The 15,167-nt window shown below is 71.8% G+C and carries 12 protein-coding genes; 4 read left to right on the top strand and 8 right to left on the bottom strand.

Annotated elements, in window-relative coordinates:
• Window positions 1-67: 67 nt before the first annotated feature.
• From KBC94_RS13555 to KBC94_RS13520, 8 genes are all read right to left on the bottom strand, one after another.
• Window positions 68-991, bottom strand: coding sequence for an ABC transporter substrate-binding protein (locus KBC94_RS13555; protein ID WP_294370800.1), 924 nt, complete (start codon window positions 989-991; stop codon window positions 68-70).
• A gap of 126 nt (window positions 992-1,117) precedes the next feature.
• A complete protein-coding gene (locus KBC94_RS13550; protein WP_294370798.1) occupies window positions 1,118-2,320 on the bottom strand; it encodes a cytochrome c in 1,203 nt (400 codons plus the stop codon).
• A 60-nt stretch (window positions 2,321-2,380) separates the two neighbouring features.
• Complete coding sequence (locus KBC94_RS13545; protein ID WP_294370796.1) at window positions 2,381-3,217, bottom strand: ABC transporter ATP-binding protein; 837 nt, start codon at window positions 3,215-3,217, stop codon at window positions 2,381-2,383.
• On the bottom strand, window positions 3,211-4,203 hold the full coding sequence (locus KBC94_RS13540; RefSeq protein WP_294371289.1) for an ABC transporter permease: 993 nt from the start codon (window positions 4,201-4,203) through the stop codon (window positions 3,211-3,213). The genes KBC94_RS13545 and KBC94_RS13540 overlap by 7 nt, the downstream gene beginning before the upstream one ends.
• A gap of 374 nt (window positions 4,204-4,577) precedes the next feature.
• Window positions 4,578-5,591 (bottom strand): ABC transporter substrate-binding protein, encoded by a 1,014-nt coding sequence (locus tag KBC94_RS13535; RefSeq protein WP_294370794.1) that lies wholly within the window; start codon window positions 5,589-5,591, stop codon window positions 4,578-4,580.
• A gap of 37 nt (window positions 5,592-5,628) precedes the next feature.
• The gene (locus tag KBC94_RS13530) at window positions 5,629-6,480 is read right to left on the bottom strand and encodes a class II aldolase/adducin family protein (protein ID WP_294370793.1); all 852 of its coding nucleotides are present in this window, start codon (window positions 6,478-6,480) and stop codon (window positions 5,629-5,631) included.
• Window positions 6,481-6,484: 4 nt separating this feature from the next.
• A complete protein-coding gene (locus tag KBC94_RS13525; RefSeq protein WP_294370791.1) occupies window positions 6,485-7,621 on the bottom strand; it encodes an LLM class flavin-dependent oxidoreductase in 1,137 nt (378 codons plus the stop codon).
• A 48-nt stretch (window positions 7,622-7,669) separates the two neighbouring features.
• The gene (locus tag KBC94_RS13520) at window positions 7,670-8,674 is read right to left on the bottom strand and encodes an ABC transporter substrate-binding protein (RefSeq protein ID WP_294370790.1); all 1,005 of its coding nucleotides are present in this window, start codon (window positions 8,672-8,674) and stop codon (window positions 7,670-7,672) included.
• A 110-nt stretch (window positions 8,675-8,784) separates the two neighbouring features.
• Between KBC94_RS13520 and KBC94_RS13515 the strand changes: the two genes are divergently transcribed.
• The 4 genes from KBC94_RS13515 (at window position 8,785) to KBC94_RS13500 (ending at window position 14,824) form a co-directional block, all read left to right on the top strand.
• On the top strand, window positions 8,785-10,083 hold the full coding sequence (locus tag KBC94_RS13515; RefSeq protein ID WP_294370789.1) for an acyl-CoA dehydrogenase family protein: 1,299 nt from the start codon (window positions 8,785-8,787) through the stop codon (window positions 10,081-10,083).
• Window positions 10,080-10,685, top strand: coding sequence for a cysteine dioxygenase (locus tag KBC94_RS13510; RefSeq protein WP_294370787.1), 606 nt, complete (start codon window positions 10,080-10,082; stop codon window positions 10,683-10,685). The genes KBC94_RS13515 and KBC94_RS13510 overlap by 4 nt, the downstream gene beginning before the upstream one ends.
• 42 nt (window positions 10,686-10,727) lie before the next feature.
• Entirely contained in the window at window positions 10,728-12,362 is a 1,635-nt protein-coding gene (locus KBC94_RS13505) for a rhodanese-related sulfurtransferase (RefSeq protein WP_294370785.1), read from the top strand.
• Window positions 12,363-12,727: 365 nt separating this feature from the next.
• A complete protein-coding gene (locus tag KBC94_RS13500; RefSeq protein ID WP_294370783.1) occupies window positions 12,728-14,824 on the top strand; it encodes an EAL domain-containing protein in 2,097 nt (698 codons plus the stop codon).
• Window positions 14,825-15,167: the final 343 nt, after the last annotated feature.

Genomic DNA, 15,167 nt, shown 5'->3' with positions numbered 1-15,167 from the left:
GCAACCCTGGCATCGGCGCCGGGCGGCGCGCTGCGGTTGCATTGTGGGGCCGCAGCCGCATTGGCGCTCAACCCGCCAGTGCAAAGCCCCTGTCGAAGGTGGCCGCCACCTGCAGCGGCGTCCTGATCAGGCCCACCTTGGCATAGAAGTCGGCCGTGGCCTGCTGGTCGGCGACCACGCGTTCGTCGATGGGCACCCAGGCTTGTTGGCGGCGCTCGAACTGCAGCCGGGCCGCCTCGGGCGAGATGCCGATGATGCGTGCCAGCGTGGCCGAGTAGCCCGCCACGTTGCGATTGGCCCATTGCTGGGCGCGGGCCACGCGCTGCAGGAAGTCCTGCAGCACCGGTCGCTTGGCGGCGATGGCCGCATCCGTGGCCGCCAGGTAGCTCAGGCCTGGCAGCAGGCCGCGGCCGCTGACCAGCACGCGGGCGTGGCCCGCTGTCTCGGCCATGGCGGTGTAGGGCTCCCAGGTGGCCCAGGCGTCGACCGAGCCTTGCGTCAGGGCCAGCTTGGCGTCGGCCGGCGGCAGGAAGCGCAGGTTCACGTCGCCCGGCTGCAGGCCTGCGGCGGTGATGGCCTTGAGCGTGACGAAGTGACCGATGGAGCCGCGGTTGGTGGCCACGCTGCGACCCTTGAGGTCGGCGGCGCTGCGCAGGGGCGAGTCGGGCCGCACCAGCACCGCCGTGCCATAGGCGTCGCTGCGGTTGGCGCCGATGGCCTTCACGCGCGTGCCCGCGGCCAGCGCGAAGATGAGCGGCGCATCGCCGATGGGGCCGGAGTCGACCGCGCCCGCGTTGAGTGCTTCGGCCAGCGGCGCAGCCGCGGGGAACTCGGACCACTGGATGTCGTAGCCCAGGCCGTCGAGGGCGCCAGCGGCTTCGAGCAGGGCGCGCAGGCCGCCCTTCTGGTCGCCGGCCTTGAGCGCGGGGCGGGACTGGGCATGGGCACCCCAGGGCAGGCAGCGCAAGGCCGGCCGCGAGGACGGAGCCACCGGCCAGGAAGCGGCGGCGGCTGGGGGTGGGGCGAAAAGCTTGGGACATGGAGGGATCTCCTGGGTGGATGGAAGAAGGAAGGGCTTGGAGGAAAACCCGGCGGGACGGTCGCAGTCGCGCGGCGTTCAGTGCACGAGCCCGCCCTTGACGTAGCGCACGGGCTCGGCGTCCATGCGCGCGATGAGGCTGCCCAGCCCGTCCGCAGCCGGCAGGCGCGTCACGGATGCGGCGACGGAGGGGGCGGGGTCGGATGCCGCACGGCACACCAGGTCGTCTTCCTGCCAGTCGGCCGCGCCGGGCGTCGCCCGGGCGCGCAGCCAGCCTTCGCGGTCAACGATGAACTGGGTGGCGGCGAGCGCGTCGGGGTTGTCTGTGTCGCCCGCGATCAGGGCCAGGGCGCGCCAAGCGTCGGGCTGGAGCGCCTGGCAATCCGCGGCCTCCGGACGCGGCACGTCCGGGGTGCTGGACGCCGGGGCGAGCGCCACCGTGACCACACGTGGATCGGGCGTCGGCAAGGGGCCGGCGCCCGGTGCGATCACCCGCAGGCGCTGGCCCTGCAGTGCGGTGCTGGAGGTCCGCCCCGACGCGCCCGCGCATCGGACGGCAAAGACCGGCAGCCGCACCGGCTGCAGCCATTGGCCGGTCTGCCGCAGCATCTGGCCGGCGGCCAGCGCCTTCATGGCGTCGATCAGGGCCCAGGCGTCGTCCGCCGAGAGCCTGTCTGCGAAGGCCGGCATCGAAGGCTGGCCGCTGCGCGCATCCCGCATGCCGTGCAGCACGTGCCAGAACAGGTCGCCGTCGGCCCGCCGCCACAGCAGCGGGCCGGCCAGGTTGGGTGGCCATACCGTCTGCTGCGCGGCCAGCGGCCCATGCCCGCGCCCGTCGGCGCCATGGCAGTCCACGCACAGCTGACGGTAGAGCTGGTGGCCGCGCACGATGGTGTCGGCGTGGAAACCGGTGGGCGAGACGTGGAAGCTGGCGGGCGTGGCGGCCACGCGCACGGCCTCCCACTGCGGCCAGGGCGCCAGCAGGGGCAGCAGACCGGCCACCGCCAGCAGCCACACGCGCCGCCGGCGCCACAGCAGGCCCACTGCGGCCACGAGCAGCGCCAGCACCAGCAGACCCAGCGTGAGCGCCAGCCGGCGCGCCTGGCCCAGGTCGAAGAGCAGGGTGTCGCCCGCCAGCCGCGAGGCCCAGGGCCATGCGGGCTGCCCGTGCAGCGTGGGAACCAGGCCCACCGCATGCAGCACCTGCAGCAACGCCGCCTGGCCCGCCTGCAAAGCGCCCAACAGCCATTGGAGCCAGAGGGCGTCAGGCGGCGCGGTCATCGCGGCGGTCCTGCGTGCGGGGACGGAGGGACCGCGCCCGCATCACCAGGACGATGTGGACTACCAGCTCGCATCCAGGCCCAGGTGGCGCAGCGCCTCGTGCCGCAGCTCGGCCAGCCGCGGATGGCCACGGTGGCGCGGATAGGGCAGGTCGACCTGCAATTGCGCCACGATGCGCGCCGGCCGGTCGCTCAGCACCACCACGCGCTGGGCGAGGAAGAGCGCCTCTTCCACGTCGTGCGTCACGAGCAGGGCCGAGAAGCCGCTGCGTTGCCACAGCTGCAGCAGCTCGCCCTGCATCTGCAGGCGCGTGAGCGAGTCGAGCTTGCCCAGCGGCTCGTCCAGGATCAGTAGGCGCGGATCGTTGACCAGCGCGCGGGCCAGTGCCACGCGCTGGGCCATGCCGCCCGACAGCTGGTGCGGGAAAGCATCGGCGAACTCGGCCAGGCCCACGCGGGCCAGCGCGTCATCCACGCGGTGAGCCTGCTGGCGCAGCACGCCGCGCGCCTGCGGGCCCAGCGCCACATTGGCGCGCACGCGCCGCCAGGGGTAGAGCGTGGGGTCCTGGAAGACGACGATCCGCGACGGATCGGGCCGGGTGATGGCCGCACCGTCCTGCGCCAGCCGGCCCGTGGTGGCGGGCTCCAGGCCGGCGACCAGGCGCAGCAGCGTGGACTTGCCGCAGCCGCTGGGCCCGAGCAGGGCCACGAACTCGCCGGGCGCCACATGCAGGTCGATGCCGTCCAGCGCCTGCAGCTTGTTGCCGCCGGGCACGTCGAACCAGTGGCTGACGTTCTCGATGTCGATGCGCGCGCCGCCCGGGGCCGTGCCCGCAGTGGCCGGCGGCGATGCCTCTTCGGTGGCGTCGTCGTATTCGCGCAGCAGCGGGATCACCATTTGACGGTCCCTTTCTGCCACGACAGCACGCGGTCGCGCACCGTGAACAGCAGCGTGATCAGGCCCGAGCAGAGCACGGCCATCACGATCAGCGCGGCATACATGTTGGCGTAGGCGGCCCAGCCCTGGGCCCACTGCAGGTACCAGCCCAGGCCGGCCTTCACGCCCATCATCTCGGCCGTGACCAGCACCGAGAACGAGGCGCCCAGGCCCATGAACAGCCCGACGAAGACCTGCGGCAGCGCGGCCGGCACGGCCACGCGCAGCACCAGGAACCACTCGCCTGCGCCCAGCGTGCGCGCCACGTCGTAGTACTGGCGGTTGACCGCCGCCACGCCCGACCACGACAGCACCGCCACTGGGAAGAAGGTGGCCAGCCCGACCAGGAACACCGCGGCGGCATAGCTCGACGGCGCGAAGAAGAAGGCCAGCGGCAACAGCGCCGAAGCCGGCACCGGCCCCAGGAAGCGCAGCAGCGGGTGCACCCAGTAGCCGGCCACGCGCGACCAGCCGATCCACACGCCGGTGATGAAGCCGACCAGCGCGCCCAGCACGAAACCGTGTGCCAGCAGCCGCACCGAATGCGCGGTGGACAGGCCCAGGCGCGGCCAGTCCTCCACCGCCACGTCGATCAGGCTCTGCGGCGGTGCGAAGAAGGGCGGCGGCAGCAGGCCGAGCTTCGCCGTGAAGACTTCCCACAGCGCCAGCAGCCCCGGCAGCGCCACGAGCCAGGCGCCCGCGTGCACCAGCCGTGCGCCAGCGCGACCGCCACGGGCGCGGCGCACCAGCGCGGGCACCAGCAGCAACGCACCGACCACCAGGGCCGCCAGGCCGAATTCGGTGGTGAAGGTCCAGTCGCTGAATCCGGCTGGCTTGTTGGGCCAGGCCAGCGTCAGCACGCCCAGGCCGAGCCAGGCCAGGGCGGCCAGCAGGCCGCGTGGCCAGAGTCTCGCGGCGCGTGCGATTGGGATCGCGCTCGGCGGCATCGCGATGGCCGCTGCAGGGGGCGGGGGCGCCGCTGCCGGCGGTGCGTCGAGCGCGGGCCCGTCGGCGGGCGTCCAGCGCGAAAGTGCGGAATCAAAAGTCGTCATTTCAGTGTTCCATGGCGCCGCGCGCCACCCATATGGCACGAGACCGGCACCCCGACAAGGATCAAGTGGCCGCAGAGCAGGCCATGCCAGGGCACCCGAGGAACTGGCTTCGCCAGGCCTCTGGGTGCGCCCCCCTCCAGGCCGAAGGCGAACGAGAGGGGCTGAGGGCCGAGGCTCCAAGCCTGCCTGCGCAGGCTTGGACGTGCCCGAAGAGCAGCTGCCTCTGGCGGCCGCCCGGAGCCGCGAAGCGGCATGGGGGGTGTTTTCTGTTACGCCAGCACGTCGTAAGACACGTGGTCCGCCAGGCGCTTCGGATCGGTGCTGCTCTTGAGCACGCCCACCGAGCGGAAGTCGCGCGCATAGAACTCCACCTCGTCGCGCAGGCTGCGGCCGGTGGGATGGTGGCGGTGCGTCAGCGTGCCGAGCAGGGCCTGCAGGTCCTCCACAGGCACCTTGGGCGAGTACTTGGCAAAGAGCTTCGCCGACTCGTTGGGGTTGTCGGCCACGTAGTCGGAGGCCTGCACGATGGAGCGCACCAGCGCCGCCGCGGTCGGCTTGTCATTGCGCACCAGTTCGCCGCGCGCGCCGACGATGCAGCACACCTTGTCCTTGTATTCGCCCGACAGGTTGGTGGCCAGCTCGGTGTACTTGCCGGCATTGCGCTTCTCGATCAGGTAGAGCGTCGGGTCGCCGTCGGCAATGGCCTGGATCTCGCCCTTGTTGACGGCCACGTCCAGCAGGTCGGCCGGGTACTGGCGCCATTGCACGTCGCGGTCGGCATCGATGCCGTTCTTCTTGAGCAGGATGGAGAAGAAGTTCTTGCCCGGGCTCGCGATGTCGGACACGCCGATGGTCTTGCCCTTGAGGCTGGAGAGCTGGGTGACACCCGCTTCCTTGCTGCCCAGCAGCCGAACGCAACCGCCGTGCGAGCTGCCGACGATCTTGACGTCGAAGCCCGACTCCAGCGGCTTGAGCCAGCGGTGGATCATGCCCACGGCGGCATCGGCCTTGGCCGTGGCCAGCGATTCGAGCAGCTGGTCGGTGGAGCCGGTGTAGTTGATGAGATCGACCTGCAGGCCGTTCTTCTCGAAGAAGCCGCGCTCCTGTGCCACCACCACGGGCGTGAGGCAGAAGGCGCTGGCGTTCCAGGCGAAGGTGAGCTTGCGCGGCTGCGACCAGGCGCGCGAAGCCAGCAGGCCGCCCGCGGCGACGACGGCGGCGGCACCGCCCGCGCGCAGCAGCTGGCGGCGCGAGGCGGGAAGGGGCAGGGATGTCGAGGTCATGGCGTCGTGGAAGAAGATGAAGAAGAGGCGAGGGCCCTCAGTCCAGCAGGTCCGGCTCGGCGGCCACCAGCGGCTGATACAGGCTCTCGAAGGCATGGATGCCGCCTTCGGGCCCGCCGATCTGCGCGTGCGTGTGGCGGGCCGTGGCCTCGTCGATGGGGCGCGGCGTGCCCGCGGCCTCGGCCAGCAGTTGCGTGTGGCAAGCGTTGTCCAGCGCGATGTACCACCAGGCGGCGGACTCGACCGATCGGCCGGCCGTCAGGATGCCGTGGTTGCGCAGGATGGCGCCCTTGCCGAAGCCGCCGTCGGGCTTGGCCAGCGCCTCGGCGATGCGGGCGCCTTCCGACAGGTCGACCACCATGCCGGTGAAGTCGTCGAACAGCGCCACGTCGCCGTGGAACACGCAGGCGTCCTGCGTGAGCGGCAGCAGCGTCCGGCCCAGCGTGGAGAAGGCCTTGCCGTAAGTCGAATGGGTGTGGGCGGCGGCCACCAGGTCCGGATGCCGCTCGTGGATGGCGGCATGGATGGCGAAGGCCGCCTTGTTGAGCGGCCGGTCGCCGATCACCGTCTCGCCCCGGCTGTTGACCAGCAGCAGGTCCGACACCTTGATGCGCGAGAAGTGCACGCCCAGCGGGTTGACCCAGAAGTGATCGGGCAACTCCGGGTCGCGCGCCGTGATGTGGCCGGCGAGACCGAGGTCGAAGCCGTGCCGCGCGAAGAGGCGGAAGGCGCCGGCCAGCCGCTCCTGCCGATGGCGGCGCTCGGCCTCCACCGTGGTGCGCGGCGGCGCCGGGTCGAACCAGTAGCGCGCCTGCGGCTGCGCATGGAAGCGGGCCCGCAGCGCGCTGGCGGCGGGTTGCAGATGGGCGGCGTGGACGGGGGCGTTCATCGCTTCAGGCCACCCGGCGTTGGGCTTCCGCGCGACGGGCCGCTGCGCGCTCGGCGATCAGGGCGCGCGTGCGCGGGATCAGCTCGCGGCCGTAGTCCAGCGCATCTTCGAGCGGATCGAAGCCGCGGATCAGGAAGGTGGTCACGCCCAGTTCCCAGTAGTCCAGCAGCGCCTCGGCCACCTGCTCGGGCGTGCCGACCAGGCCGGTGCTGTTGGAGCGGCCGCCGGTCTCCTGCGCGATGGCCGTCCACAGGCGCTTGTCCACGCGCGTCCCCTGGTTGGCTGCGGCCAGCAGGCGGCGTGCGCCTTCGCTCTGCTGCGGGCCGCCGCGCGAATAGCCGGCCACCACGCGCAGGCGGCGCGTCTCCTCGAGGATGCGGTCGGCGCGGGCCCAGGCGGCCTCTTCGGTCTCGGCCAGCACGGGGCGGAAGGACACCGAGAAGTTCACCTGCCGGCCATGGCGCGCGGCCTCGGCCCGCACACGCGTGGTCAGGTCGCGCGCCTGGTCCAGCGTCTCGCCCCACAGCGCATACACGTCGGCATGCTTGCCGGCCACCTTCAGCGCCGCCTCGGACGCGCCGCCGAAGTACACCGGCACATGGGGCAGGCCGTCCTGCGTCTGCACCGGCTTGACTTCCGAGAACGCGTTCTCGGCCTGATAGTGGTCGCCGTGGTGGTGGAAGGGGCGCTCGCTGGTCCACACCTTGCGCAGCACCTCCAGGTACTCATCGGTGCGGGCATAGCGCTGGTCGTGGTTGAGCCAGTCGCCATCGCGGCGCTGCTCTTCGTCGGAGCCGCCGGAGATGTAGTGCACCGCGAGGCGCCCTCCCGTGTACTGGTCGAGGGTGGCGAACTGCCGGGCCGCCAGCGTGGGCGCCACAAAGCCGGGCCGGTGCGCCAGCATGAAGTGGATGCGCTCGGTCACGCTGGCTGCGTAGGCCACGGTGAGCGTGGCGTCGGGGCTGGTGGAGTGGTGCGGCACCAGGATGCGGTCGAAGCCGGCCTGCTCGTGCGCCTGGGCGAAGGCCTGGACGTAATCGCGGTCGACGGCGGGGCCGCGCGGCGCATGGGTTTCCGAGACCTTCTGGGTCTGGATCATGCCGATGAACTGGACTTGGCCGTCGGTGGGGGAATGGCTCATGGGAGGCTTTCTGGAGGATGGACCGAGGAGGGAGGGGAGGAAGCGGAGTCAGGCGGCGGACGCAGCGCCGGCGCGCAGCGCGGCGTCGAAGCGCCGGTCCCACAGGGGGCGCACGTCGGCCGGGCCGTCGAGCACACCCAGGCGCAGGAAGGTGTCGGCCACGTCCTGGTGGCTGCGCACGGCGGCGTCGCTCACCGGCACCAGGCTGTAGTCGTGGCTGCGGCGGTTGAAGAGCTCGACGATGTCGCCCACCGCGATGCGGGTCTCGGCCGACTGCGTGCGGGCATAGGCCAGGAAGTTGCCGTTGACCCAGGCATAGGCGCGCTGCAGCCGCAGCAGGAAGTCGCTGATGGCGGCGCGGCGGCGGGCGTCCTCCAGCGAGCGCGGGTTGGCATAGACGGGAAAGTTGCCCGACAGGTAGCCCACACCGGTCTTGATGACGCGCGCGCCGTGCTGCAGCCGCGCGATCTGGCCGTTGTAGCCATAGATGGCCCAGGCATCGAGATCGCCGCGGGCGAAGGCCGACAGCCCATCGGCCGGGCTCAGGTTGACGGCCTGGATGTCGTTGAACGACAGGCCGGCCTCGGCCAGCTGCTTGGCCAGGAAGTAGTGCGCCGTGGTGGCGCGCACATAGCCCACGCGCCGGCCCTTGAGGTCGGCGATGGACTGGATGGGCGCGTCCTTGCGGGCGACCGTGACCTGGTTGTTGAGGTCCTCGTGGATGGCGGCCACCAGCTTGAGCTGGGCCTTCTGGCGCGCGGCGAACACGGGCGGGATCTCGCTGCCCGAGCCCAGGTCCAGCGCATCGCCATTGATGGCCTCGATGTGCAGCACGCCGTTGTTGAGCTCGCGCCAGTCGATGCGGTAGGGCGCCTGCTGCAGGCCCGCGGCATCGAGCAGCGCGCGCCAGTTGCCCTTGTAGGTGCCCACGCGCAGCGTGACGCCGGCGAGGTCGTCGTTGGGGGCGGCAAGGACCGCGGCAGGCGCCAGGGCGGCGGCCTGCAGAAGACGGCGCCGCGTGGTGCGGAAGAGGGTGGTCGAAGATTGCAGCATGGGGCCGAACCGTATCGGCCCATGGCCGTCGCGTGAACGTCGGATTCCGAGTTTGGATATGCGCAAACGATGGTTCGCGCACGCGCGAATGGCCTCCAAAGTCCGCTCTCATGAGTGCACTTCCCCAGACCCTGTTCGCGTCCGCCTTCGAGGCGGAAGCCGATTCACCTGCGCTTGCCGAGGCCGCTGCGCTTATCGACGACGCCACGCTGGCCGCGCTGACGCGGCGCTTCGCTGCCACGGCGGCCGACCATGACCTGGCCGGCCGCTTTCCGCACGACAACTTCGAGGAACTGCAACGCCTGGGCCTCATCGGCCTGGTGGCGCCGGCGGCCTGGGGCGGTGGCGGCGCCACGCTGGCCGAGGCGCGCCGCGTGATCGCGGCGGTGGCGGCCGGCGAGCCCGCGACCGCGCTGGTGTTGACCATGACCTACCTGCAGCACCAGGCCTTGCGTCATCCCGCCAGCCGGTGGCCGGCGCACCTGCGCGAGGCCGTGGCCCGCAGCGGCGTGCGCGAAGGCGCTCTGGCCAATGCGCTGCGCGTGGAACCGCAGCTGGGCTCGCCCGCGCGCGGCGGCCTGCCGGGCACCGTGGCCCGGCGCGAGGGCGACGCGTGGGTGATCGACGGCCACAAGCTCTACACCACCGGCATCGAGCGGCTGTCGTGGCTGCTGGTGTGGGGCCGCACCGATGAGCCGCAGCCGCGGGTGGGCTTCTTCCTCGTGCCGGGCAAGGCACCGGGCGTGCGCACCATCGCCAGCTGGGACCACCTGGGCCTGCGCGCCTCGGGCAGCCACGAGGCGGTGCTGGCGGGCGTGCGCGTCCCGCTGGACCATGCGGTGGACATCCGTCCGCCTGCCCAATGGGCGCCTGCGGCCGCGACAGCCGCCGAGGCCGAGGCCTTCGCCAGGCAGCAGGCCTGGATGGCCACGCTGCTCGGCAGCCTGTACGACGCGGTGGCCGGCGCGGCGCGCGACTGGCTGCTGGGCTTCCTGCAGTCGCGGGCGCCGGGCAGCCTGGGGGCGCCGCTGGCGACCCTGCCGCGCGCGCATGAGAAGGTGGGCGAGATCGAGGCCTTGCTGCGCACCAACCGCGTGCTGCTGGACGACCTGGCCGCGCGTGTCGATGCCGGCCAGGCGCCGACGCCGACCGACAGCGGCCTGGTCAAGCACACCGTGGGCACGCAGGCCATCGCCGCGGTGGAACTGGCCTTGCAGCTCAGCGGCAACCACGGCCTGTCGCGCCAGAACCCGCTGGAGCGCCACCACCGCGACGTGCTGTGCGCGCGCATCCACACACCGCAGAGCGATGCGGCGCTGGTCGCGGCCGGCCAGCAGGCCCTGGCGGCGGCGGCCCGGGCCGTCCCGGATCGACCCACGGCAGGCCCTGCGGCCACAATCCGCGCATGACCGGCATCACCCGCCTGCGCGACTTCGTCGTCGGCTTCCATCGCCTGCTCGACCAAAGCCCGGACGAGCCGCGCATCCTGCGCGAGGGTGGGGCGCAGCTGGCGCAGCTGGTCGCGCACGACGATTGGCTGCCCGAGGCCTTCGCCCGGCCCGACCCCACCTACTACCAGCAGCACCTGCTGTATGCCGACGCCAGCGAGCGCTTCTCGGTCGTGAGCTTCGTCTGGGGCCCGGGCCAGGCCACGCCGGTGCACGACCACACCGTGTGGGGCCTGATCGGCATGCTGCGCGGCGCCGAGATCAGCCAGGGCTACGGCCCGGACGCCGAAGGGTGCTGGCAGCCGCAGGGCGCGCCCGTGCACCTGCGGCCGGGCCAGGTCGAGGCGGTGTCGCCCCGTGTCGGCGACGTGCATCAGGTGCGCAATGCGCTGGCCGACCAGGTTTCGGTGAGCATCCATGTCTACGGCGCCAACATCGGCGCCGTGGCACGCCACACCTACCCGGCCGAAGGCGGGCGCAAGCGCTTCGTCTCCGGCTATTCCAACGCCGTCCTGCCCAACCTGTGGGACCGCAGCGCCGAGGTGCGGGCCCGTGCGGCCTGATCGCGCTGCGCGCCGGACGGCGTCCTCCTTTTTCTTCGCTTCATGACCCAGACCGTCCCTTCGTCTTCCTTGCCCGTGCTGGGCGTGCCCGCGGTGCGCCAGCACCTGCTGGACCGCCGCGAGATCGCCCTGCTCGACCTGCGCGAGGAAGACCCCTATGCCCAGGCCCATCCGCTGTGGGCCGCCAACCTGCCGCTGTCGCGCGTCGAGCTGGAGGCCTGGCGCCGAATCCCGCGGCGCGACACGCTCATCGTGCTCTACGGCGAGCATGAAGGCGAGGACCTGGTGCCACGCGGCGCCGCCGTGCTGGCCCGGCTGGGCTACACGAACGTGCATGCGCTCGACGGCGGACTCGACGGCTGGCGCGCCGCGGGTGGCGAGCTCTTCCGTGACGTCAACGTGCCCAGCAAGGCCTTCGGCGAACTGGTCGAGCACGAACGGCACACGCCCTCGCTGCCGGCTGAGGAGGTGCAGGCGCTGCTCGACGCCAAGGCCGACGTGGTGGTGCTGGACGCGCGCCGCTTCGACGAGTACCAGACCATGAGCATCCCCGGCGCCACCAGCGTGCCCGGTGCCGAGTTGGTGCTGCGCGCGCGGGCGCTGGCGCCCGATCCGGCGACGCGCGTCATCGTCAACTGCGCGGGACGCACCCGCAGCATCATCGGTACGCAGTCGCTGGTGAATGCGGGCCTGCCCAATCCGGTGGCGGCCCTGCGCAACGGCACCATCGGCTGGCTGCTGGCCGGCCAGCAGCTGGACCATGGCGCGCAGCGTCGCGCGCCGGCGCAGGTCGACGCGGCGGTGGCCGTCCAGGCGCGGGCCGATGCCCAGGCCGTGGCGGCGCGGGCAGGTGTGCGCCCGTTGGCGCTGGCCGATCTGCCCGCGCTGCTCGCCGACGCGGGCCGCACCACCTACCGGCTGGACGTGCGCACGCCCGAGGAATACGAGGCCGGCCACCTGCCGGGCTTTGCCAGCGCCCCCGGCGGCCAACTGGTGCAGGAGACCGACCACCACGCCCCCGTGCGCGGCGCCCGCTTCGTGCTCGCCGACGACGACGGGGTGCGCGCTGCCATGACCGGCTCCTGGCTGGCGCAGATGGGCTGGGAGGTGTGGCGCATCGAGGGCGCCACGGCCGCCGACTTCCGCGAGACGGGCACGCCCGCGCCGGAACGGCCCGCGCCGCACCGCGAGGTCGAGCCCATCGCGCCCGCGGCCCTGGCCGCGCTGCTGCAGGCGGGCGATGCCGTGCTCATCGATGTGGGTGCCAGCGCCAATTACGTCAGGCGCCACATCCCGGGTGCCTGGTTCGCCGTGCGCGCCCAACTGGCCAACGCCCTGGCGCAGTCGCTGCCCCCGGCTGGCCAGTACGTGCTGACCTGCGGCACGAGCCTCCTCGCGGCCTATGCGGCGGCCGACTTGCGGACGTTGCTCGATGCACAGGGTCGCGCGGATGTCCCGGTGCGCCTGCTGACCGGCGGCAATGCCGCCTGGTTTGCCGCCGGCCTGCCCGAGGAGGCCGGCGAGGCCCGCCTGGCCACGCCGCGGACCGACCGCTACCGCCGTCCCTATGAAGGCACCGACGCCCCGCGCGAGGCGATGCAGGGCTACCTGGACTGGGAATTCGGCTTGGTGGCCCAACTGGGCCGCGACGGGACGCATCACTTCACCGTGATCTGAGCGCCTGCGCCGGGCGCGCCGTCCGGCCAGGGCGGTGCCCGCTCGCCTGCCGCGGCCGTGAGCCGACCGTCCCCCGGCACGTCTTGCGGCGTAGTCCGGAAGGCCGGCTTTCCTACGCCCGTTCTGGCGAAAGACTGACGACGCCTCGTCGCAGCGGCGCTACCCTCCCGAGCGCGGGGTGGCATGGAGCCGTTCCAGGTGAATGGAGGGCGGACCGGCATGGCCGGGCCTGTAACGCAAGTGGCGGTTACAACGATGCAAAACAATGCGCCAATCCCGCAGTCCTTCGGGCTCGCCCACCGGGAGGTGGGGGCGGTGTCCTGCCCCGGCTGTCGTGCCATCCGGCCGCATCCGTTTCGCATCCCATGACTGCCGCCGCCATGGTGTCCAGCTACGACCCGCTGATCGTTGCGGCATCGGTGGCGTTGTCCATCTTCGTCGTCTTCGTCGCGCTCGACCTGGCGCAGCGCGTGCGCACGCGGGATGCCGTCACGGCCCGCACCTGGTGGGCCGGCGGCTCGCTGGTGATGGGCACCGGCGTCTGGGCCGTGCACTTCGTGGGCATGATGGCGCACAGCCTGCCCGTGCCCATCGGCTACAGCTATGGCTTTACGGGTCTGTCGTGGCTGGCCGGCGTGCTCACCTCGGCGCTGACGCTGCTGATGGCGCGTGCGCCCCGGCTCACCGCCGCGGGCCTCGTCGTGGGCTCGGTTTCCATGACCGTGGGCCTCGTCGGCATGCACCAGCTGGGCATGCTGTCGCTGCACATGGCGCCTCAGGCGCACTTGAACCTGCCCCTGCTCGGGGCTGCCTGCGCGCTCGTGTGGCTCACATCCATGGCCACCCTGTGGCTGCTCTTCCACCGGGGCGACGTCGAGCGACCGTGGGTGCGGCAGCTGGGCCTGGCGATCGGGCTGGGGCTGGCCATGATCTGTGCGCACTACCTCGGCATGGCGGCCGCAAGGTACGAGGAAGGCAGCGTATGCCTGAGCGCCGACGAACTCGGCGGCGACGGGCTCGTGCTCATGGTGGTCGCTGCGACGGTGCTGATGCAGGTGCTCACGCTGGTCACGGCAGTGCTCGATGCCCGGCTGCGGGGCCGCACGCGCGACCTCACCCATTCTCTGGAACAGGCCCATCACCAGTTGCAGGAGGCCAACGACGAGCTCGACCGTCGTGCCGTGCTGGACCCGCTCACGGGTCTGCCCAACCGGGCCTTCTTCGACGACTGCCTGGCCGTGGCCCGCACCGGCGCCGCACGCAAGCTGGCGGTGCTCTTCGTCGACCTGGACAGCTTCAAGCCGGTCAACGATTCCTTCGGCCATGCCTGCGGCGACAAGGTGCTGCGGGAGGTGGCCGAGCGCCTGCGCCGGGTGCTGCGCAACGGCGACACCGTGGCGCGCATCGGTGGCGACGAGTTCGTCGTGCTGATGGAGGACGTCACGCGCCAGGCCGACTGCAGCCTGGTGGCCTCACGCATCCTCGACGAACTGGGCCGGCCCTTCGGGGTGGGCGAACCGCCCGTGCAGATCTCGGCCTCCATCGGCGTGGCCCTGCACCCCGACCACGGCCGAAAGGCGGCGCTGGTGGCGCTGGCGGATGCCGCCATGCAGGCCGCCAAGCGGGCGGGCGGGCGGCAGTACGCCTTCTTCGAGCCGCACATGAGCACCAACGCGCACGAGCAGCTCAGCCTGCAGGCGGAGCTGCGCCAGGCGCTGGAGCGCGGCGAACTGGTGCTGCACTACCAGCCCAAGATCGACAGCCGCCGGCGCGAACTGTCGGGCGTGGAGGCGCTGGTGCGCTGGAACCATCCGGTGCGCGGCACGCTGGGGCCTGGCATCTTCATCCCGGTGGCCGAGCGCTTCGGCCTGATCGGCCAACTGGGCCAGTGGGTCATCGAGGAAGCCTGTCGCCAGATGAAGGAATGGGCCCGTGCCGGCCTGCCCATGCGCGTGGCCATCAATCTGTCGGCCCAGCAGTTGCATGAGGCCGACCTCGTCGAACGCATCGATGCGGCGCTGCGGCGCAACGGCGTCGCGGCGTCCCAGCTGCTGTGCGAGATCACCGAGACCGTGACCATGGAGGACGTGAACACCACGCAGGAGGTGTTCGGCCGCCTGGCGCGCATCGGCGTCTTCATCGCCATCGACGACTTCGGCACCGGCTATTCGAGCCTGAGCTACCTGCGGCGCCTGCCCGCGCGGCAGCTCAAGATCGATCGCAGCTTCATCAGCGACCTCGAGACCAGCGCCGACGCCCGTGCCGTGGTCGATGCGGTGGTGCGACTGGCCCAGGCCCTGGGCCTGCGCGTGGTGGCGGAGGGCGTCGAGACCGCCGGCCAGCGCGACATCCTGGTCGGCATGGGCTGCGACGAGTTGCAGGGCTTCTTCTTCGCGCGGCCGATGCCCGCCGACCAGCTGGTGCAGTGGAGCCGGCGCCGGCCGTCGCTGGCGGCTGGGTAGCCTGTTTCGTCTTTTGGCCCGATTGCGGCCGAGGAAGAACTTGGCGCTGTTGTGTCCATGTGCCCTTCTTTTGCGCTGGCGGGCAACTATTGCACGCATCACGGCAAAAGATGCTTTCGGCCCATGCTGAGCCGCGTGGCCCTTCCGCGCGCGCCCTTAACCTCGTCCCGCCGCTTGCCGTCTACGCCAAAGAGCGGCTTGCCAGGGAGAGGTTTCCATGTCCACGCTGTCACACACGCTGCGGGTGCATTCGCCCGCACTGCCGGTCTTTGCCGGCACGCCCCTGCTGCAGCCCGTGCGGCTGTCGGGCCACGAGGGCGTCAATGCCCTCTTCACCTATGAG

This window comes from Pseudacidovorax sp. (assembly GCF_017991995.1).
Lineage (GTDB): Bacteria > Pseudomonadota > Gammaproteobacteria > Burkholderiales > Burkholderiaceae_C > Xenophilus.
Note: the sequence above shows the minus strand (reverse complement) of the source record. Positions and strands in the feature narration are given on the sequence as shown.